Annotated in this window: 20 protein-coding genes and 1 tRNA gene; 9 read left to right on the top strand and 12 right to left on the bottom strand. The window is 47.9% G+C overall.

Going from position 1 to position 18,107, the window contains the following annotated elements:
* Positions 1-46: 46 nt before the first annotated feature.
* Complete coding sequence (gene gnd / locus ACMGDE_RS10915; RefSeq protein WP_436832820.1) at positions 47-1,501, top strand: decarboxylating NADP(+)-dependent phosphogluconate dehydrogenase; 1,455 nt, start codon at positions 47-49, stop codon at positions 1,499-1,501.
* A gap of 39 nt (positions 1,502-1,540) precedes the next feature.
* Here gnd and ACMGDE_RS10910 read toward each other — a convergent pair whose 3' ends face one another.
* The 4 genes from ACMGDE_RS10910 to ACMGDE_RS10895 all read right to left on the bottom strand — a co-directional run bounded on the left by ACMGDE_RS10910 (position 1,541) and on the right by ACMGDE_RS10895 (position 6,719).
* Positions 1,541-2,191 (bottom strand): lipoprotein signal peptidase, encoded by a 651-nt coding sequence (locus ACMGDE_RS10910; RefSeq protein ID WP_436832819.1) that lies wholly within the window; start codon positions 2,189-2,191, stop codon positions 1,541-1,543.
* A 28-nt stretch (positions 2,192-2,219) separates the two neighbouring features.
* Positions 2,220-2,603 carry a TraR/DksA family transcriptional regulator gene (locus ACMGDE_RS10905; protein WP_436832818.1) on the bottom strand — a complete coding sequence of 128 codons (384 nt, stop codon included), beginning with the start codon at positions 2,601-2,603 and terminating at the stop codon, positions 2,220-2,222.
* Between the two features lie 3 nt (positions 2,604-2,606).
* The gene (gene ileS / locus ACMGDE_RS10900; protein WP_436832817.1) at positions 2,607-6,020 is read right to left on the bottom strand and encodes an isoleucine--tRNA ligase; all 3,414 of its coding nucleotides are present in this window, start codon (positions 6,018-6,020) and stop codon (positions 2,607-2,609) included.
* 345 nt (positions 6,021-6,365) lie between these two features.
* Positions 6,366-6,719 (bottom strand): HesB/IscA family protein, encoded by a 354-nt coding sequence (locus tag ACMGDE_RS10895; RefSeq protein WP_436832816.1) that lies wholly within the window; start codon positions 6,717-6,719, stop codon positions 6,366-6,368.
* 98 nt (positions 6,720-6,817) lie between these two features.
* Between ACMGDE_RS10895 and ACMGDE_RS10890 the strand changes: the two genes are divergently transcribed.
* The 3 genes from ACMGDE_RS10890 to ACMGDE_RS10880 all read left to right on the top strand — a co-directional run bounded on the left by ACMGDE_RS10890 (position 6,818) and on the right by ACMGDE_RS10880 (position 9,496).
* Positions 6,818-7,345: a DUF7935 family protein gene (locus tag ACMGDE_RS10890; RefSeq protein ID WP_436832815.1), complete on the top strand. Its 528-nt coding sequence runs from the start codon at positions 6,818-6,820 to the stop codon at positions 7,343-7,345.
* Positions 7,346-7,405: 60 nt separating this feature from the next.
* On the top strand, positions 7,406-8,677 hold the full coding sequence (gene glyA / locus ACMGDE_RS10885; RefSeq protein ID WP_436832814.1) for a serine hydroxymethyltransferase: 1,272 nt from the start codon (positions 7,406-7,408) through the stop codon (positions 8,675-8,677).
* 231 nt (positions 8,678-8,908) lie between these two features.
* Positions 8,909-9,496 carry an RNA polymerase sigma factor gene (locus tag ACMGDE_RS10880; RefSeq protein ID WP_436832813.1) on the top strand — a complete coding sequence of 196 codons (588 nt, stop codon included), beginning with the start codon at positions 8,909-8,911 and terminating at the stop codon, positions 9,494-9,496.
* A gap of 5 nt (positions 9,497-9,501) precedes the next feature.
* Here the strand turns inward: ACMGDE_RS10880 and ACMGDE_RS10875 are convergent, their stop codons facing one another.
* The 4 genes from ACMGDE_RS10875 to ACMGDE_RS10860 all read right to left on the bottom strand — a co-directional run bounded on the left by ACMGDE_RS10875 (position 9,502) and on the right by ACMGDE_RS10860 (position 11,777).
* Positions 9,502-10,113: a 2'-5' RNA ligase family protein gene (locus ACMGDE_RS10875; protein WP_436832812.1), complete on the bottom strand. Its 612-nt coding sequence runs from the start codon at positions 10,111-10,113 to the stop codon at positions 9,502-9,504.
* A gap of 111 nt (positions 10,114-10,224) precedes the next feature.
* Positions 10,225-10,770 carry a GNAT family N-acetyltransferase gene (locus ACMGDE_RS10870; protein ID WP_436832811.1) on the bottom strand — a complete coding sequence of 182 codons (546 nt, stop codon included), beginning with the start codon at positions 10,768-10,770 and terminating at the stop codon, positions 10,225-10,227.
* A gap of 61 nt (positions 10,771-10,831) precedes the next feature.
* Positions 10,832-11,341 (bottom strand): VOC family protein, encoded by a 510-nt coding sequence (locus ACMGDE_RS10865; RefSeq protein ID WP_436832810.1) that lies wholly within the window; start codon positions 11,339-11,341, stop codon positions 10,832-10,834.
* Positions 11,342-11,366: 25 nt separating this feature from the next.
* Positions 11,367-11,777: an iron chaperone gene (locus tag ACMGDE_RS10860; protein WP_436832809.1), complete on the bottom strand. Its 411-nt coding sequence runs from the start codon at positions 11,775-11,777 to the stop codon at positions 11,367-11,369.
* 313 nt (positions 11,778-12,090) lie between these two features.
* Here ACMGDE_RS10860 and ACMGDE_RS10855 point away from each other — a divergent pair, with 313 nt between their 5' ends.
* Genes ACMGDE_RS10855 through ACMGDE_RS10845 form a run of 3 tightly spaced genes read left to right on the top strand, consistent with a single transcriptional unit; the run spans position 12,091 to position 12,929 of the window.
* On the top strand, positions 12,091-12,495 hold the full coding sequence (locus tag ACMGDE_RS10855; protein ID WP_436832808.1) for a helix-turn-helix domain-containing protein: 405 nt from the start codon (positions 12,091-12,093) through the stop codon (positions 12,493-12,495).
* 5 nt (positions 12,496-12,500) lie between these two features.
* Positions 12,501-12,731, top strand: coding sequence for a helix-turn-helix domain-containing protein (locus ACMGDE_RS10850; RefSeq protein WP_436832807.1), 231 nt, complete (start codon positions 12,501-12,503; stop codon positions 12,729-12,731).
* Positions 12,732-12,929 (top strand): hypothetical protein, encoded by a 198-nt coding sequence (locus ACMGDE_RS10845; RefSeq protein WP_436832806.1) that lies wholly within the window; start codon positions 12,732-12,734, stop codon positions 12,927-12,929.
* 109 nt (positions 12,930-13,038) lie between these two features.
* Here the strand turns inward: ACMGDE_RS10845 and ACMGDE_RS10840 are convergent, their stop codons facing one another.
* Both ACMGDE_RS10840 and ACMGDE_RS10835 read right to left on the bottom strand, forming a co-directional pair.
* The gene (locus ACMGDE_RS10840; RefSeq protein ID WP_436832805.1) at positions 13,039-13,560 is read right to left on the bottom strand and encodes a hypothetical protein; all 522 of its coding nucleotides are present in this window, start codon (positions 13,558-13,560) and stop codon (positions 13,039-13,041) included.
* 90 nt (positions 13,561-13,650) lie between these two features.
* Positions 13,651-14,001 carry a hypothetical protein gene (locus ACMGDE_RS10835; protein WP_436832804.1) on the bottom strand — a complete coding sequence of 117 codons (351 nt, stop codon included), beginning with the start codon at positions 13,999-14,001 and terminating at the stop codon, positions 13,651-13,653.
* Between the two features lie 178 nt (positions 14,002-14,179).
* Here ACMGDE_RS10835 and ACMGDE_RS10830 point away from each other — a divergent pair, with 178 nt between their 5' ends.
* Entirely contained in the window at positions 14,180-14,383 is a 204-nt protein-coding gene (locus ACMGDE_RS10830) for an SHOCT domain-containing protein (RefSeq protein ID WP_436832803.1), read from the top strand.
* 409 nt (positions 14,384-14,792) lie between these two features.
* Positions 14,793-15,374: a hypothetical protein gene (locus tag ACMGDE_RS10825; protein ID WP_436832802.1), complete on the top strand. Its 582-nt coding sequence runs from the start codon at positions 14,793-14,795 to the stop codon at positions 15,372-15,374.
* Between the two features lie 1,432 nt (positions 15,375-16,806).
* On the opposite strand, the gene ACMGDE_RS10820 is transcribed toward ACMGDE_RS10825, so the two are convergent.
* Together ACMGDE_RS10820 and prfA are read right to left on the bottom strand one after the other, a co-directional pair.
* Positions 16,807-16,880, bottom strand: a tRNA-Asp gene (locus tag ACMGDE_RS10820).
* A 66-nt stretch (positions 16,881-16,946) separates the two neighbouring features.
* Positions 16,947-18,020 (bottom strand): peptide chain release factor 1, encoded by a 1,074-nt coding sequence (gene prfA / locus ACMGDE_RS10815; RefSeq protein WP_436832801.1) that lies wholly within the window; start codon positions 18,018-18,020, stop codon positions 16,947-16,949.
* Positions 18,021-18,107: the final 87 nt, after the last annotated feature.

Below are 18,107 nucleotides of genomic sequence, written 5' to 3'. Positions count from 1 at the left end.
TAATACGTAAAGTATAACTTTGGGAGCGGAATCCGAAAATATAGCTATGCAAGAAAAATCTGATATAGGCGTCATTGGTATCGCCGTAATGGGAGAAAATCTCATCTTGAACATGGAAAGCAAAGGCTTTCATGTATCTGCTTACAACCGTACGGTGGATAAGGTGGAACGTTTTGTCAATGGACGGGCAAAAGGAAAGAACATTTATGGGGCCACCACCATCGAGGATTTGGTGGATTCCCTTAAAAGTCCCCGCAAGATCATGCTGATGGTCAAGGCCGGTAAGCCGGTGGACGATTTCATCGAACTGCTGATCCCGCATCTGGAGCCGGGCGACATCATGATCGACGGGGGCAATTCGCATTTCCCGGATACCGAGCGCCGCGCGAAATATGTGGAAAGCAAGGGGCTGCTTTATATCGGTACCGGTGTATCCGGCGGTGAGGAAGGGGCACTCTTGGGACCGTCCATCATGCCCGGGGGATCGAAAGCGGCATGGCCTGCGATCAGGCCGATTTTCCAGTCGATCGCCGCAAAGGTAGCCGACGGCACGCCCTGCTGTGATTGGGTCGGCGATGGGGGCGCGGGGCATTTTGTCAAGATGGTGCACAACGGCATTGAATACGGCGATATGCAGTTGATCAACGAGACCTACCACATCATGAAAGAGGTGCTGGGCATGACACCCGATGAGATGCATGAGGTGTTCAAAGAGTGGAACGACGGGGAATTGGATAGCTACCTGATTGAAATTACGCGGGACATTCTGGCGTTCAAGGATGAGGACGGCCTTCCGCTAGTGGATAAAATCCTGGATACCGCAGGACAAAAAGGAACCGGTAAGTGGACGGGAACCGTGGCGTTGGACCTGGGTGTGCCGCTGACGCTGATTGCGGAGTCGGTATTCGCCCGGTGCCTCTCGGCCTTGAAAGAGGAGCGGGTGGCTGCTTCCAAGGTGCTAGAAGGACCGGTCCCGGCGTTCGACGGCGACCGGACGGCCTTTATCGACGACCTGCGGGATGCACTGTATGCTGCCAAGGTGATCTCCTACGCACAGGGCTTTCAGATGATGGCCGTGGCCGCTAAGGAATATGGATGGGAGCTAAACTATGGAAGCATCGCCTTGATGTGGCGCGAAGGCTGTATTATCCGGTCGGCGTTTTTGGGGAAAATCAAAGAAGCGTTTGATAAAAATCCCGGATTGCCCAATCTGATATTGGACGACTTCTTCAAAGAGAAAATACAGGTAGCACAGCGCGGATGGCGGAACGTGATCGCGACAGCGGTGACCAACGGTATACCGGTACCGTGTCTCAGCGCGGGACTGATTTATTACGATGGCTACCGCTGCGAGCGGCTGCCGGCCAACCTGCTACAGGCGCAACGGGATTATTTCGGCGCCCATACCTACGAGCGGTTGGATAAACCCCGCGGTGAATTTTTCCATACCAATTGGACCGGCCGGGGCGGAGAAACCTCCTCGACGACTTATGACGTTTGATATCATTATTTATGCGCGGCAATAGCCGCGCATAAATAATCAATCCTCCACCACCTCACTATTGTAGCTTTCGGGTTCGATCACCTCTTCCTTGAAATACCGTTTTTGATAAATCAGGATGAGCGCCACGCCCACGGTGATGGCCGAATCGGCGATGTTGAATACCGGCCGGAAGAATAGAAAATCCTCGCCTCCCCATACCGGCAGCCACGCCGGAAAATGCCCTTTCAGGATGGGAAAATACAGCATATCGACCACTTTGCCATGAAGGAAGCTGGAGTAGCCACCTTCAGCAGGGAATAGACGGGCTTTGTCAAACCAGGTGCTTTCGCTGAAGATAACGCCATAAAAGGTGGAGTCGATGATGTTGCCCATCGCGCCGGCGAAAATCAGTGCCACATTGAGGATGAAGCCGCGGTGGTACTTCTTTTTGACCATGTAATGCAAACCATATCCGATACCGATAACGGCCGCTATACGGAAGAGCGATAAGGCCAATTTGCCCGCTTCACCACCAAATTCCAGTCCGAAAGCCATGCCATTGTTTTCGGTGAAATGGATGATGAACCAATCTCCTATGATGTTGTACTCCTGCCCAAGCGTCATGTTGAGCTTGATCCACAGCTTGACCAACTGGTCTATCAGGAGTACTGATATAATCAGTATAACGGGTTTGGTATAACCTTTCATGGTGTTAGCTAACAGCCCGATTGCTGGTCTAATATTGCTTCATTTTAGCTTCCATGCTGAGCGTCGTATGCGGCACGGCACGTAAGCGTTCTTTCGGTATCAATTTGCCCGTTTCACGGCAGATGCCGTAAGTCTTATTTTCGATGCGTACCAATGCAGCCTCCAAGTTGTCGATGAACTTTTTCTGGCGTGCAGCCAGCTGATTGGTCTGCTCTTTCTCTAACGTAGCGGAACCATCTTCCAATGTTTTGAATGTCCCTGCCGTATCGTCAGTGCCATTGCCATTACTGCTGTTTAACGATTTGGTCAAAGCTGACAGCTCTTCTTTGGCCACACGGAGCTTATCCAGGATAATTTCTTTGAATTCTTGCAATTCTACGTCACTATACCTCGTTTTTTCACTATTTGCCATATGTTACACTTTTTCAATTAAAACATTCAATTCCTGTTCACCGATCTCGATGGTGTCACCCATCGCGAAGGTATCCTCAAATATCAAAGAGTCTGCCAATATCTCCGTGCGAATATAAGATAAATTACGTTCTGCCGCCGCAGTTATGTCTGGGATATTACTCAAACTTACTTTTATCCGGTCGGTAACCGCCAACCCGCGCTCCTTACGGAGGTTCTGTATGCGATTGACCAACTCGCGGGAAATTCCCTCATGTCTCAACTCCGGTGTAATGTTGATATCCAGGGCCACCGTGAGCGCGCCCAGGTTAGCGACCTGCCAGCCGGCCACATCCTCCGCGATGATTTCGACGTCAGATAGCTGTATCACGTAGGGCGTATTGCGTATGGCGATGCTTCCTTCGCGTTCGAAGGTAGCGATCTCGGCTGGCGAAAGCGCCTGAATGGCATCGGCAACCAATTTCATGTCCTTGCCCACTTTAGGTCCCAAGGCCTTGAAATTGGGTTTGATTTTCTTTTTGATGATGCCAGACGTATCCGTGATGAACTCAATTTCCTTGATATTTGTTTCAGCCAGGATGAGGTCTTTCACTTTTTCTACCTGGCTCCGGAAATTGTCGCTAAGCACCGGCAATAGGATTTTATTGAGCGGCTGCCGCACGTTGATGCCCGTTTTCTTGCGAAGCGATAACGTCAATGAAGACACGTCCTGCGCAAGTGCCATCCGCTCTTCCAATGCGTTGTCTACCAGATCGGCATGGTAAACCGGGAAATCGGCCAGGTGCACCGATTCGGCTTGCTCCCTGCCTGTTGCGCTGTTCAAATCGAGATACAAGCGGTCACTGAAAAACGGCGCGATGGGCGACATGAGCTTGGCAATGGTATTGAGGCAGGTATAGAGTGTCTGATAAGCCGAAATTTTATCGTCGGTATATTCGCCTTTCCAGAAGCGGCGGCGGCAAAGCCGCACATACCAGTTGCTCAGGTGCTCATCCACAAACGTTTGTATGGCGCGGGCAGCCTTGGTCGGTTCGAAATCCGCATAATAGCCATCCACTTCCTGGGTGAGGCTGTTAAGCAGGGAAATGATCCACCGATCGATTTCCGGACGTGCGGCGATGGGCAAGTCGGCTTCTTGATAAGCAAACTTGTCGATATTGGCGTATAAAGCGAAAAACGCATAGGTATTATACAGCGTGCCGAAAAATTTGCGGCGCACTTCTTCCAATCCTTCTTCGTTGAACTTGAGGTTGTCCCAGGGCGCGGCATTGCTGATCAGGTACCAGCGTGTAGCATCGGCGCTGTGTTTTTCGATCGTTGCAAAGGGGTCTACGGCATTGCCCAACCGCTTGGACATTTTATTGCCGTTTTTATCCAAGACCAGTCCGTTAGATACCACATTTTTAAACGCTACCGAGTGCCGCAGCATGGTCGAGATGGCATGCAGGGTGAAAAACCAACCACGGGTCTGGTCTACCCCCTCGGCGATGAAATCTGCGGGATAGGCTCCCTCAAAACCGGCTTTGAATGGTGTATCACTGCCTGTGGCCAGTTTTTCCTGATCCAATCCCCACTGTGCAAACGGCATGGCGCCGCTGTCAAACCACACATCGATGAGGTCCGGCTCACGGTAGAGCCGCTGCCCGGCGTCGGATACCAGGACCACATCATCCACATAAGGGCGATGCAGGTCCAGTTTATCGGTGCCGAATTTATTCAAGTATTCCTGGAGCTTGGCTTTCTCATCATCGTTGAGCACACCGGAAGCCAGGCTGCTTTCGATACGGCCTTTCAGCTCTTCGATGGATCCGATGCAGACTTCCTCATTTTCGTCCTCGCTGCGCCAGATCGGTAGGGGTGTGCCCCAGAAGCGTGAGCGCGAGAGGTTCCAGTCCACCAGGTTTTCCAGCCAGTTACCGAAGCGGCCCGTACCGGTGGCCTCCGGCTTCCAGTTGATGGTCTTGTTGAGGGCCACCAATTCATCTTTCACGGCAGTGGTACGGATAAACCAGCTGTCCAGCGGGTAGTACAGCACCGGCTTGTCCGTGCGCCAGCAATGCGGATAGCTGTGCTCGTATTTCTTGACCTCAAAGGCCTTGTTTTCTTCTTTCAGCTTGATGGCGATCAGCACGTCGGTGGGCTTGAAACCCTCGGCATTGCGCGCTTCGTCGCTGTAATATTCCTCTTTGACGAAACGCCCGCCGAATTCACCGATCTCTTTGACGAAGCGGCCCCGTTTGTCAACGATGGGGACATCTCTGCCATTCTCGTCTTTCACGAAGACCCCCGGTACGTCGTTTTCCTTGCTCACGCGGAAGTCATCGGCACCGAAGGTAGCCGACGAATGTACGATACCCGTGCCATCCTCGGTGGTCACAAAATCCCCTGCAATGACACGGAAGGCCTTCTGCTCCAATTCCTCGTTGCTGACATAAGGCAATAACTGCTGATACCGCAAGTTGACCAGTTCCGTTCCCGAAAACTCCGCCCGGATTTCCCAGGGGATGATTTTATCTCCCTGTTGGTAGTCTCTTAAAGGGATGGTTTGTCCCTCGGGTTTGAAATACCGGCTGATCAGGTCCTTGGCCAGCACCACGCTAACGGGCTCAAAGGTATATGGATTGAACGTGCGTATTTTGACATAGCGGATGTTTTTGCCCACGACCAGCGCACTGTTAGCAGGCAAGGTCCACGGGGTGGTCGTCCAGGCCAAGAAAGCTGTATCCTCGTTTTCATCTTCGAAGAGTGCCGGCATGGCGGGATGCACTTGGTCCTTTTTGATGCGGAACTGGGCCACGATGGTCGTATCCTTCACCGGTCTGTAGGTGCCGGGCTGGTTGAGTTCGTGGGAGCTGAGCCCCGTGCCCGCGGCCGGAGAATAGGGCTGTATCGTATATCCCTTGTAAAGCAAGCCTTTCGTATACAGTTCCTTCAGTATCCACCACAGCGTTTCGATGTATTCGTTTTCATAGGTGATGTATGGGGCCTCCAGATCGACCCAATAGCCCATTTTTTCGGTGAGGTCATTCCACACATCGGTATACTTCATCACCTCCCGGCGGCATGCGGCATTATAGTCGGCCACAGATATGGTTTTGCCGATGTCTTCTTTGGTGATGCCAAGGGTTTTTTCCACGGCCAGTTCAATGGGCAGGCCATGGGTATCCCAGCCCCCTTTGCGTTTTACCTGGTAGCCCTTAAGGGTCTTATAGCGGCAAAAAATATCCTTGATGGCGCGTGCCATGACATGGTGGATGCCGGGCATACCATTGGCTGACGGCGGACCCTCATAAAAGGTATATGGCTTCTCGGCGGGACGTTGGGTAATGCTTTTTTCAAAGATGCCTTCTGCTTGCCACCGGGCCAATACTTCCTTGCCTATTTCGGATAAATTGAGCTGCTTATATTCCTTGTACATCAATCGTTTGAGTTCAAAAATGAGGTTGCAAAGATAGGGAATTAGAACGAAAGGTAAAAGGAAAGGTTTGATTCAGGCGGCTGCTCCGAAACTGGAATCGGTTCGCGTTTCTCCCAATTCCTAGGTTTCGTCTGCAACCGCCTGGATCATTGGTAGGGATGGGGGGATAATTGCTGCTCCGAAACTGGAATCGGTTCGCGTTGCTTCCAATTCCTAGGTTTCGTCTGCAGCCGCCTGAATCGTTGGTAGGGGGTAGTGACCACTCCGAAACTGGAATTTGCATAACAATGCCGCTTGAGGTTTCTCAAAGCGGCATGATATAAAACGTTATCGTTAGCCAACAAATTACGCCGAAAACGACGTTCCGCATCCGCAGGTGCTGGTCGCATTGGGATTATTGAAGACGAAGCCACGAGCATCCAGGCCGTTTTTGAAGTCGATTTCCATGCCGGCAAGGTATAAACCGTGTGCTTTATTCATGAAAATCCGTATCCCCTCGATGCTGTACTCGGAGTCACCTTCTTTCTTTTGGTCGAAGCCCAAAAGATAATTCATCCCCGCACATCCACCACCCTCGACACCTACCCGCAAACCGAAATCATCCGATATTTCCTGTTGTTCTTTCAGCTTTTTGAGCTCTTTGATCGCCCCAGGTGTTAGTGTCAACGGTGCCGAAGTTGAAAGTGTTGCTGTACTCATCCGCTTTCGATTAATTAATTTCAAACCATACAAAAATACATAAAATTCCCCACTTTTGCAGGAAGACGTGGATTTTGACGTTCCATAAACAAACGATAATGGACATAGCCTTATTCTTGATCGATTTGCTTAAATATATCCTGGCCGGGTGCGTGATCATCGGTGTGGCAAATTGGATGTATTGGACCAAATATAATAACCATGTATTCCGGCTCAAACTATTGGAAGAACGGCATGCCGCGCGGAAGGAATTACAGCCGCTGCGGCTGCAGGCCTATGAACGGCTGGTGCTGTTTGCAGAACGGATCAACCCGAGCAATCTGTTGCTTCGGGTGCATGAACCGGGGTTGAGCGCCGCTGATTTCCAGCAGCTCTTGGTCAACGAGATCCGTGCAGAATACCAGCACAATATCACCCAGCAGCTGTACGTGAGCGATGCTGCGTGGTCCATCGTCAAACAGTTAAAGGATAACACCGTGGCGCTGATACGCAATGCAGGAGCGGGACTGCCAGCATCGGCCGGTGCGAAGGTGTTTAGCGAGGTTGTGCTCGCGCATATCGCCACATTGGATGAAAGTCCGTATGCGCTCGCCGTTAAAACCATCAAAAGTGAGTTGGAAGGTTGAATATTGCATCCAAGTTTATATCTTTGCGCAACTTTTTAACATTCAATTCTTTGTACCATAATGAGAAGGGACGAAACCATTTTTAAGTTAATTAACCAGGAGCTCAAGCGCCAGGAAGAGGGCATCGAACTCATCGCGTCGGAAAATTTCGTGAGCAAGCAGGTGATGGAGGCAGCGGGCTCCGTACTGACCAACAAGTATGCCGAGGGCCTGCCCGGAAAACGGTATTACGGTGGCTGTGAAGTTGTGGACGAAGTAGAAACCATTGCCATCGAACGCGCAAAACAGCTGTTCAATGCCGAGTGGGCTAACGTACAGCCACACTCAGGTGCTCAGGCGAATGCGGCCGTGTTTCTGGCCCTGTTGCAACCCGGTGACAAGATTTTAGGTTTTGACCTCTCCCATGGCGGACACCTTACCCATGGTGCTACGGTCAATTTTTCCGGCAAATTATATTCGCCCCTATTTTATGGCGTGGATAAAGAAACCGGTTTGATCGACTACAAGCAATTGGAAGAAATCACCCTGCAAGAAAAACCAAAGGTGATCATCTGTGGTGCATCAGCGTATTCCCGTGATTGGGACTATGCCTTCATCCGCCAGGTGGCTGACGAAATCGGCGCGCTGGTGGTTGCCGATGTTTCGCACCCTGCCGGGCTCATCGCCCGTGGATTGCTCACCGACCCGCTCCCGCATTGTCACGTGGTGACGACCACCACCCACAAAACGCTGCGTGGTCCGCGTGGCGGGCTCATCTTGGTGGGTAAGGATTTCGAAAACCCATGGGGGATTAAAACACCGAAGGGTGAGATCCGCAGCATTACATCCCTGCTGGATCTGGCGGTATTCCCCGGCACGCAGGGTGGTCCGCTGGAACACATCATTGCGGCCAAAGCCATCGCATTCGGCGAAGCGCTGAGTGAAGAATACATGGAATATATTATCCAAGTGAAGAAGAATGCCGCCGCCCTGGCAAAGGTGTTTGTAGATAAAGACTATAAGATTATATCCGGAGGTACAGACAATCACCTGATGCTGATCGATCTCCGTAACAAAGGCATCAGCGGAAAGGCCGCCGAAGCGGCACTCGGCAAAGCGGGCATTACCATCAATAAAAATATGGTACCGTTTGACGATAAGTCGCCATTCGTCACATCGGGTATCCGTTTGGGTACAGCCGCCATTACGACCCGCGGGCTCAAGGAAGAACAGATGCTGGAAATTGCCGAGATGATAGACGTCGCGCTTCTAAAACACGACGATGACACAGCGCTGGGCAAAATCCACAATAAAGTGAAGATGCTGATGGCGGAGTTCCCGCTGTATAAGTAATACACATGAGCATTAAAGTGCCTTGTTTCTGCGATGAAACAAGGCACTTTTGTTACATTAAAGCTCATTATCCCCTTCATTAAAGTTAAAATAGAACAAAAGCTTTGAAATTCTGAAATTTTTGTTTTTTTTTGGCTGATCAAACCATTAATAGGAGACGCGCTATAGGAGATACGACTACACGGAGAATTACTTATTTGTTGAAAATAGTAAAAGTGAAAGTAGCGTATTATGAAGCTTGAACAACGAACAGACCAAGCGCTCATCCGTCAGTATGTATCTGGTGACGAGACGGGCTTGGAGGTTTTGATAGACCGATATAAATCTAGAATATACACATCCATTTATTTATTGGTGAAGGACGAATATCTTGCAGAGGACATTTTTCAGGATACCTTTATCAAAGTGATCAATACCCTTAGAAGCGGTCGGTACAACGAAGAGGGCAAATTCTTGCCTTGGGTAATGCGTATCGCGCATAACCTGGTGATCGACCACTATCGAAAGGAACGGCGCACCCCGGTGGTTGTCAACAGCGATGGCTTTGATATTTTCGATGTGCTCCATTTTGCCGATGAAAGTGCGGAAACGCGGATGATCCGGGAACAGACGCACAGGGATCTGAGAAAGATGATACAACTCCTTCCGGATGATCAAAAAGAAGTGCTTATCATGCGGCATTACGGCGACATGAGCTTTAAGGAAATCGCCGATGTCACCGAAGTAAGCATCAACACCGCACTGGGCAGAATGCGCTACGCGCTCAATAATCTGCGCAAAATGATGTATGGCAACGAGCTGGCATTGAAAATCGGATAAGGGGATTACGCAAATAAATTTCCCTGGGTACCAAAGGGGGAAAGCCCTAAAAAATCGAATTTCCTGACGGTCGAATAACCCAGCGTCCCTGCCGTGCGCCGCAACAACACCATACTTTTTGCGCGGAAGGTATCGTGGTAGCGCGTGCGTTTCCAAATCGGCCAGATGGCATCATTTTGGGCTGGGGTGAGTTTACGAGCGATCGTAACGTGTGGTTTTGTCACGAAATAGGGTGCCAAATCCTTTGATCTATTTAGCAATGGGCGAAGCTCTTGCCGATGCATGGCCACGAGCCGGCGTATCGGATCAGTCGATTTTATATCCACATATATGGTATGGCCAAAGCTGCCAAAATCCTGTAATTCGATATCGAATGGCTGGATGCAATCGGCGAGCTGCTGCAACCGTTGGATGATCCGCTTTTCAAAGCTTTCATACTGGAAGAACCGCATCAGCGTAATGTGCCCTTTTGAAACGATTGCGTTGTGATACCGATGGCTTTTTTGGAAATATCGCTTGAATGCCTGTATCGCTTTTTGTGTATGATCGGCAGGCTCGATAATTAACAGGTACTCATACAGGTGATAGGCAAAAGCATGCTGGAACAATGTGGACATAACACTAATTTTTTTAGTAAAAATAAGCAATGAAATTTTAATACCAAAATATTTAGATTATTTTACTAAAAAAGTTATCAACAATATTGGCGCACAGGTAAGCACCGCCAGTTATAGGTGTTTTTTCAAGGAGACCGTTTGATGCGCCGGAGCCGTTTTTTTGAACCCCATCTTTTCTGCAAACCGGATAGCCCCGTGGTTAGCGGCAGAAGTGTTACAGGTGATTGCGGTGATGCCATACCTATCCTTTGCAAATCTGGTAATTAGCGAAAAGGCACCGGCCATGATTCCTTGTCCCCGATACGCCGGGAGCAAAGATCCTCCAAACTCGATTTCATTCGTTTCCTTATCCCAATGGTGCAGCGCACAATCACCCACAATCCTACCCGGATGGTTAGCCAAGCGGACAGTCCATATCATTTCGCAGCCTGAGACGATCCGCTGCGTAAAGCTATCAGGAGTATCATCCGGGGCAAACAGATCATTATCGTAGCCGTATAGTCCGATTTGAGCGTATAATCCATGAAATGCATCCGCGTCGCCCTGCGTCAATACCCGCAACACGACGTCGCCACCGGCGAGCGTATGGATCTCGTCGTTTGCGTCCAGACACAGCGGACGGGGCTGATGCATTACCCGATCAATGACAAACAGCATATAAATTGGAATGAAAGTATTATTCGTTGCCTGTTGCGTAATTCACAGGACCTACCTGGTGCTACCTGCCGTCATACGCTTTTTTGAGCAGGGTAACATCCAGCTTTTTCATTTGAAACATGGCTTGTAATACCCGACTTACCTTGGCGGGATCTGGGTCGAGCACCATATCGTTCAATATAGCGGGAACTACCTGCCATGAAACACCGAATTTATCCTTGAGCCAGCCGCATACCTGTGCAGATTCATCTCCGCCTTCCGCGAGTTTTCCCCAATAATAATCGATCTCCTCTTGAGTTTCGCAATTGACGATGAACGAGATCGATTCATTGAACGTAAAGATTGGTCCGCCGTTGAGGGCTACAAATTCCTGTCCTTCGATGATAAATTCGATCGTCATCACCGAACCGACACGTTGTTGGTGTTGTTCAATCCCATCCTTCGTATAACGGGTGATCCTTCCTATTTTGGAATCCTTGAAAACCGACGTATAAAAATTAACTGCTTCTTCCGCTTGGTTATCGAACCACAGGTTTGGGGTGATCTTCTGGCTTGAAATGCGCTTTTCCATGATGTCTTTTGTTAAAAATGAATGATTATTTTTTCGAGTTAGCTTTTTTTGCGGTCTTAAGTCTTGCCGCCTCCAGATTTTCTTCCACTCGTTTCTTGACCAAGCGGGTGATGAGCCCTTCGGGGAGCGGCTCACCCCAAGGAAATTGGATAGCCCCTTTTGTCTGTTTATATGCCGCCAGCTCCTCCTTGAACGTCTCCTTGATAGCTGCACTTGCAGGATACAGTCCCCAATGGTTTTTCCATGCGGCAAAGTAAACAAGCATGCCGTGGTACTTGTAAGCTGGCATTTGATAGCTGATCGTTTCCTCCGCTTCGGGAGCCGCTTTTTTTATGATAGTTCGTACCCGCTCCAAGAGGGCTTTTTGCTTGCTATCTGTGATGGTGGCCAAGTATGCGTCTACGCTGCTAAAACCACCTGCCTTGTTTTGCTCCATATTGATTGTCGTTAATGGACAATACAAACATACGGTGAAAGCGAATGCATGCCAATGGGTAGACATGACAACGTGAGGGGGGGAATGCGACAAATGATCTGAACAGCCGGGGACATTCAAATAAGGCAGACTTACAAGAAAGGTATTCGAGGAAGTCAGCGTACGCAAACTCTCGCGACCGCTGGACAATTCCCATAGGTGAATTCAGCTTTATATGCCAAATCAATATTTGAAATAAGTTATAGATTTATTACCTTTGAAAATGAAAAGCAGCGAGGTCACAGGCATCGAAACGAACAAAAGGTAAGGTATTATGGATAAGCAAGCAAAGAAACCCACAATCAAGCTGAACGTGATAAAGGAGGACATCGGCTACACTGCCGTAGGCCAGTGGAAGGACAGGCACCTCATCACTTCCGGCGACACTTGGGACGAATTGAAGGAAATGGTGGTGGAGATGCTCAATCTGATGTTTGAGGATTTGGGCTTCACCTATGCCATCGATGAGGTGCAATTTGAGTATGACCTGGAGAGTTTCTTCGACTTCTATAAGATCATCAATGCCAAGGCACTTTCCGAGCGCATAGGGATGAGCCAAAGCCTATTGGCGCAATACGCCAATGGTAGCAAGAAGCCATCGGGAAAGCAATTGCAGCGCATCGTAAGGGGCGTGCAGCAGCTTGGCAGGGAATTAAGCGAGGTTAGTTTGCTGGTTTAAGGACTATGAATATAAGACCCATCAAAACGGAAAAGGATTACAGGACCGCCATGGAAAGGCTGGAATCGATCTTTCACTCAAAGCCGAGTACACCGGAAGGGGATGAGCTCGAAGTACTGGGCGTGCTTATCAATAACTACGAACGCACACATTTCCCCATTGACTTTCCCGATCCCATTGAGGCGATTACGTTCCGCATGGAGCAAATGGATCACTCCAATAAGGACCTGGCGTAGGTGATTGGATTCAAAGGACGTGTGAGCGAGATATTGAACCGCAAGCGTAAGTATTTACTTCCACCCCAAAAAGCTTGGACATTCTCGCTCATGCCGGACGAAGCCAGGGCAAGGGTGCAAGCCAAGCGGAAAGAATGGCTTAGTACGCGCTACCGGTTGCTTGACAGCTATTCGAATATGTTCTACAAGCCCATATAACTGTCCGACAGGATGAATTTCGTACCGCCGTTGAGCGGATAGTTCACACATTTCGGGAGATTCGAAAGAACCATTGGCTGACCCTAAATCCGATGGGCACTCCTCCTATTCAGTCATTATGGCTCTTACTTATCGTCACAAAACCTATACTTTCGATATCCTTTAAATCATCCGTGACTTCGAGTTCTTTCTCATTAAGGTAGAAATGGAACTTCCTGACCGTCGGATTAAAATCCGAGCTGTCCCTGAATCGTAGTGAAACGGTTTCCGAACTATTAAAGCGTAGCAGGTAATATTCGTCCCGTAGCCGCCTATCTTCCTTCACGTCACACGGCTCCCAACCCATCGCAAAAGGAAATGGCCCTAAAAGCCGCTTTCCCGTGATGTCGGATGCTGCTTGATCGATCGCAAGCGGAGTAAAACTGACATTGTCCGTTTCCCAAGTTTCTTTTTTTAAGATATCAACGATTTTTACCTGGTTCGATATTTCAACCTGCACGTCGGATGGATATGAACTGTCCAATTCAAAATGTATGTAATAAGTACGCGGATCACCTTCGGCGCACGGCGACGAAGTTTTACTGCATGCCGTAGAAAGCAACATCAGCACCACAAATGAAATGTATTTCATGACATATTATTTTTTGATTATTATTCTTTTGCTGTAGCTGTCTTTTTTCACCAATCAAATATACGAAATACGCACCTTCTGGTAACGATGTCAAATCCAATGGATATCAGCCCCTGACTTCTCCGTTCTTGCGTAACAAGGGTTCGCCCATAAGATCGAACAGCACCAGATCATATAGTCGGTTGTGATGATGTCAATACTGTCACGGACCGGATCGGTAAGCGAAAGCGGGCTCCCCATATCCAGTTTACGGACATTTACCCGTTTTTCCATATCGGATTTGAGCAAAGCAAATGCAGGTATTTCGGGGGATAATGGCTTTACGGGAAACCGTAACAATAATTGGATAAATAATCGATAATTTGCACCCCGCATGATGGGCAGCCGATAAACTGTGGGGTTCAGTGGATAAGGGAGTAGCGCGGCCTGCAATCTGTGCATTGTATATCTCATAACTAAATATTTCGTAGTAATGGCATGGGTATTTTTTTGGTTCGTAGGCTCCCTTGTTGCGGGTTTGATAGGGTCTGGCAAATCGATAGGTTTTTTCGGTGCATTCCTGCTGTCCTTGGTGCTTAGCCCCCTTATAGGGATTATTGTTGCAGCAACATCCAAGTCTTTGGAAACCATAAAACACGAGCAGCTTTTGCTGAAAAAGCAAGAGGAGCAGACGGAAGAGTTGAAACGGATAAGGGATAACCCGGAGCCATCCGTGGGATTTTCGGTAGCGGACGAGCTGGCCAAGCTGAAAAAACTGCTTGACGATGGTATTATAACATCTGATGAATTTATTGAACAGAAAGCCAAATTATTGAAAATATGAAAACAAAATCAACTATCTGCCTATTTTTGATAGTAATTTTTGTCACGACATGCCTAACTGCATTTGCCACTCCAAAACAGTCAGGTGTTTATAAGTTTGAGTTGGCGGAATTAAACGGGAAAAGGATGCCAAAATCCGCGATATTTTACGTTTATGCCAATTCAACCAAGTTGACTTTGGATTACAGGAACGGAGATAAAATTACATACACCATTATTTCGGGAAACCAGTACTATCCTTTGTGCGATATAAATGTTGTTGATTCATTCGGAGACCGTTGTACGATATGCATCAAATCATCGTCCGGTATCACTACCATTACATTTTCTTATGACGGTAAAAAACTTATTTATAAAGGAAAAAAGGTGTAAATCAAAGATCAAATAAAGCATTAAATACCATATTAACTATGAAAACATTTTTACTATTGCTATTGATGGCTTACATTCCGGTTATCGCTCAAACAGATTCCATCGAGTTTATAAACCACCCTTATTACAAAGGCAATCCGATGGAGAAGGTGAAGGTAAAGTTATCCGTAAAAGTAAGGGGGCTGGGTTACGGTGGAGCGGATTCGTACCTTGAAATAAGCGGAACCAAATCGAAACTGAACATAAGGGACAGCGATTCCGTATACTTCTACGTCAAGATGGACGGAAATCTCATAGGAAACCTAAGCCTTTACAAATCCGAGGTAACCAAAAACAGCAGAAGGGTTAAGTATTATCAACAAAGAACGTTCTCGGGAGCCAGCGTAGGAGGTGAGCCAATAAGCTATAACATTTCCCCGCAGGACGACGGGGTTTACAAAATCATTCCGGCGCATAAATTGGAAGATGGCGAATACATATTTATAATACAGGGATTTTCAAACGGAATAGGCGAGGCGTTCCCGTTTAGTGTAGGAATAGAAAAACCTGTAGAAAGAGATGAATTCGACAAAAACAGGAAAAAGAGAAAGGTGCTGGTTGACGACGTATATGGCGGTTAGCATGAAAATACCACGTGACCATACAGTTTTGCATAAATAAAGAACGCCTGAATATCGCCTTCCATCAGGCTGGTAAAACGGTTTTCTTCAAAAAGAAAGAGGTGGACGAAGCAACTAAAGTTAAGCCTTATAAGCGGAAATTTTTTAAATGACATAGGTGAGTTTATCAATTATGGGAAAATCCATGCGATTCAAGTAACCGACGCATTCAAGAAATGCGATAAAAGGGATATTTGGAGCGCCTTGAGATGGTATTAGCCTGTTGGCAATTTCCATCAATTTAAAAGAAGCCCCAAAAGGTTGAACTTCTAATGGATGCAATTATAACATTTAGAACACCGATCTGATACTCATTGTTGTATCATTTTTGGTGCAAAATTTGCAAATGTGCTATAGAAGTGTGTATGTTTGTGCAACACAATAAAGTGTAAAGCTATAGTTTTTAGCAACTTAGAGAAAGGCGAAATCAAAATGTCAAAGTTTTCAACTTTAAAGAGCGCGGATTTAAAGGTGAAATTCAATACCCGTAACGCTAAAATGGTGCCTCTAACGGTGCCAACGAAAGCGGTGGGAACGTTCGTTAAACGAACGAAGGAAGAACTAAATTCCGTCAGGAATCACAACTATAAATACCTGATCCCTTAATGGATGTTCGATTCGCCGTTTGAATACCGGAAGGCGGACGTACGGAAGGGAGCGCTTGGAAATCAAATTGATTTTATTATCATTTATACTTTCGACACTGGAAGGGGCCGGTATATTGTTGAGGTCGAGCATTACGACCACAATTTTTATATCGTCAAATACTACCCTAAAAAGTGCAAGAACTATAAGTACCGATTCAATATACTAACGTCGGAATACCTCGCTCCCAGGATTATAGCAACCTGTCTTCGGATAATTGAAAGCATAATCAAAAGAGATCCTGCCGCTAACTTTGGATTTGTAGGTTCGCCTACTGTTATGCCGGAGATGAATTGGCGCGAAGGTCAAACTAATACGAAGAGATTTAGGCTTTACAAATATGCCTTCGAATCCTACTTTGGGTATGAAATGTTCACCCACTACATGAATGTTATATCAAGCGTCTATTTGATCATCAATAATGGTTTCGGAGACCCTGACGACCTTATTCCGATAGCCGCTAGAATGTTTATTGACATTTATCCGGAGTTGCTTCATTAAAGCCTACGCTCTGTTGAGGTCAGCACGCATATTTTTGATAAAAACAAAACCCCATCACTCACATGGCGGGGTTTCTTTTTGCGTTTAAAATTCCTTTACGGCATTTGATACAAATATAGCCATTGTCGGGTGACGGTGCAAGCGCTTGGATTGACCTCAAAACAGTAAAAACATTCCCCATTTCATTCCACAAGCCCAAAAACAAAAACGCAACCACCTTTTATCAAGTGATTGCGTTTTTAACAAGCGGTCCGGACGGGACTCGAACCCGCGACCCCATGCGTGACAGGCATGTATTCTAACCAGCTGAACTACCGAACCTGCTTCCCTTTCGGGTCTGCAAATATAGCGTGTTTTATCTATTTGCAAATATTTTTTTTAAAATATTTAAAGTGTCACTCCTTCTTTCATTTTCTCGGCATTTTCGGCGAATTGCAGGGCGTCGATGATCTCTTGAATGGCGCCATCCATGACGGCTGGGAGGTTGTATAACGTCATTCCGATGCGGTGTTCGGTGACCCGTCCCTGCGGATAGTTGTACGTACGGATCTTGGCCGAACGGTCGCCCGTGGAGACCATGGTCTTGCGTTTGGCAGCGACGTCGCCGTGTTTTTTCTGAACCTCAAGCTCATATAGTTTGGACCGCAGCATCTCCATGGCCAGTTCGCGATTGGCCAGTTGCGAGCGCTCTACTTGGCACACGACCACGATGCCCGAAGGCTTGTGGGTGAGCTGTACTTTGGTCTCCACCTTGTTGACGTTCTGCCCCCCTGCGCCGCCCGAACGCGAGGTCTGTAGCTCGACATCCGCAGGGTTGATTTCCACATCCACCTCTTCGGCTTCGGGAAGCACGGCTACGGATGCCGCTGAGGTATGTACGCGTCCCTGGGTCTCGGTATCGGGTACCCGCTGTACGCGGTGTACGCCCGATTCGTATTTCAACTGGCCGTAGACGTCTTCGCCGCTCACTTTAAGGATGACTTCTTTGTAGCCGCCTGCCGTGCCTTCGGTCACATCCATCACTTCTGCCCGCCATCCTTTCTGCTCAAAATAGCGGGTATACATCCGGTAGAGATCGCCCGCGAATAGGGCTGCTTCGTCTCCTCCGGTGCCGCCACGGATCTCCAGTATGGCATTTTTGGCGTCTTCGGGATCTTTCGGAATGAGCATCAGGCGGATTTCTTCTTCTTTGGCCTCCTTTTGGTCCAATAGGATGTCGAGCTCTTCCTTGGCCATCTCCCGTAGTTCCTGATCCTTTTCGTTGGAAAGGATGTCTTTATTGGTCTCGATGTTGCTGACCATATTTTTGTAAATATGGTATTGCTCCACGATTTTGCTCAAATCTTTGTATTCTTTGTTGAGCTGGGCAAACCGCTTCATGTCATTGATGGCTTCCGGACTGCTTAGTTCGCGCTCCACCTCTTCCCAACGGTCTTTTATGGCTTTTAACTTTCCTAACATATTACGATGTGTTTCTTGCGATTACGCCGAAGCAAAATCACCAAAAATATCTGCAAAAATACGCTTTTTTATGGGTTTTCAGTGCGC

This window comes from Parapedobacter brassicae (assembly GCF_051400755.1).
In the GTDB taxonomy this organism is placed as follows: domain Bacteria; phylum Bacteroidota; class Bacteroidia; order Sphingobacteriales; family Sphingobacteriaceae; genus Parapedobacter.
The sequence above is the reverse complement of the archived record's forward strand: the minus strand, read 5'-3'. Positions and strand labels throughout refer to the sequence as shown.

Bases quoted from the DNA above. Each gene is read 5' to 3' on its own strand.
- gnd (WP_436832820.1), top strand. From the start codon at position 47: ATGCAAGAAAAATCTGATATAGGCGTCATTGGTATCGCCGTAATGGGA.
- ACMGDE_RS10910 (WP_436832819.1), bottom strand. From the start codon at position 2,191: ATGAAAGGTTATACCAAACCCGTTATACTGATTATATCAGTACTCCTG.
- ACMGDE_RS10905 (WP_436832818.1), bottom strand. From the start codon at position 2,603: ATGGCAAATAGTGAAAAAACGAGGTATAGTGACGTAGAATTGCAAGAA.
- ileS (WP_436832817.1), bottom strand. From the start codon at position 6,020: ATGTACAAGGAATATAAGCAGCTCAATTTATCCGAAATAGGCAAGGAA.
- ACMGDE_RS10895 (WP_436832816.1), bottom strand. From the start codon at position 6,719: ATGAGTACAGCAACACTTTCAACTTCGGCACCGTTGACACTAACACCT.
- ACMGDE_RS10890 (WP_436832815.1), top strand. From the start codon at position 6,818: ATGGACATAGCCTTATTCTTGATCGATTTGCTTAAATATATCCTGGCC.
- glyA (WP_436832814.1), top strand. From the start codon at position 7,406: ATGAGAAGGGACGAAACCATTTTTAAGTTAATTAACCAGGAGCTCAAG.
- ACMGDE_RS10880 (WP_436832813.1), top strand. From the start codon at position 8,909: ATGAAGCTTGAACAACGAACAGACCAAGCGCTCATCCGTCAGTATGTA.
- ACMGDE_RS10875 (WP_436832812.1), bottom strand. From the start codon at position 10,113: ATGTCCACATTGTTCCAGCATGCTTTTGCCTATCACCTGTATGAGTAC.
- ACMGDE_RS10870 (WP_436832811.1), bottom strand. From the start codon at position 10,770: ATGCTGTTTGTCATTGATCGGGTAATGCATCAGCCCCGTCCGCTGTGT.
- ACMGDE_RS10865 (WP_436832810.1), bottom strand. From the start codon at position 11,341: ATGGAAAAGCGCATTTCAAGCCAGAAGATCACCCCAAACCTGTGGTTC.
- ACMGDE_RS10860 (WP_436832809.1), bottom strand. From the start codon at position 11,777: ATGGAGCAAAACAAGGCAGGTGGTTTTAGCAGCGTAGACGCATACTTG.
- ACMGDE_RS10855 (WP_436832808.1), top strand. From the start codon at position 12,091: ATGGATAAGCAAGCAAAGAAACCCACAATCAAGCTGAACGTGATAAAG.
- ACMGDE_RS10850 (WP_436832807.1), top strand. From the start codon at position 12,501: ATGAATATAAGACCCATCAAAACGGAAAAGGATTACAGGACCGCCATG.
- ACMGDE_RS10840 (WP_436832805.1), bottom strand. From the start codon at position 13,560: ATGAAATACATTTCATTTGTGGTGCTGATGTTGCTTTCTACGGCATGC.
- ACMGDE_RS10835 (WP_436832804.1), bottom strand. From the start codon at position 14,001: ATGCACAGATTGCAGGCCGCGCTACTCCCTTATCCACTGAACCCCACA.
- ACMGDE_RS10825 (WP_436832802.1), top strand. From the start codon at position 14,793: ATGAAAACATTTTTACTATTGCTATTGATGGCTTACATTCCGGTTATC.
- prfA (WP_436832801.1), bottom strand. From the start codon at position 18,020: ATGTTAGGAAAGTTAAAAGCCATAAAAGACCGTTGGGAAGAGGTGGAG.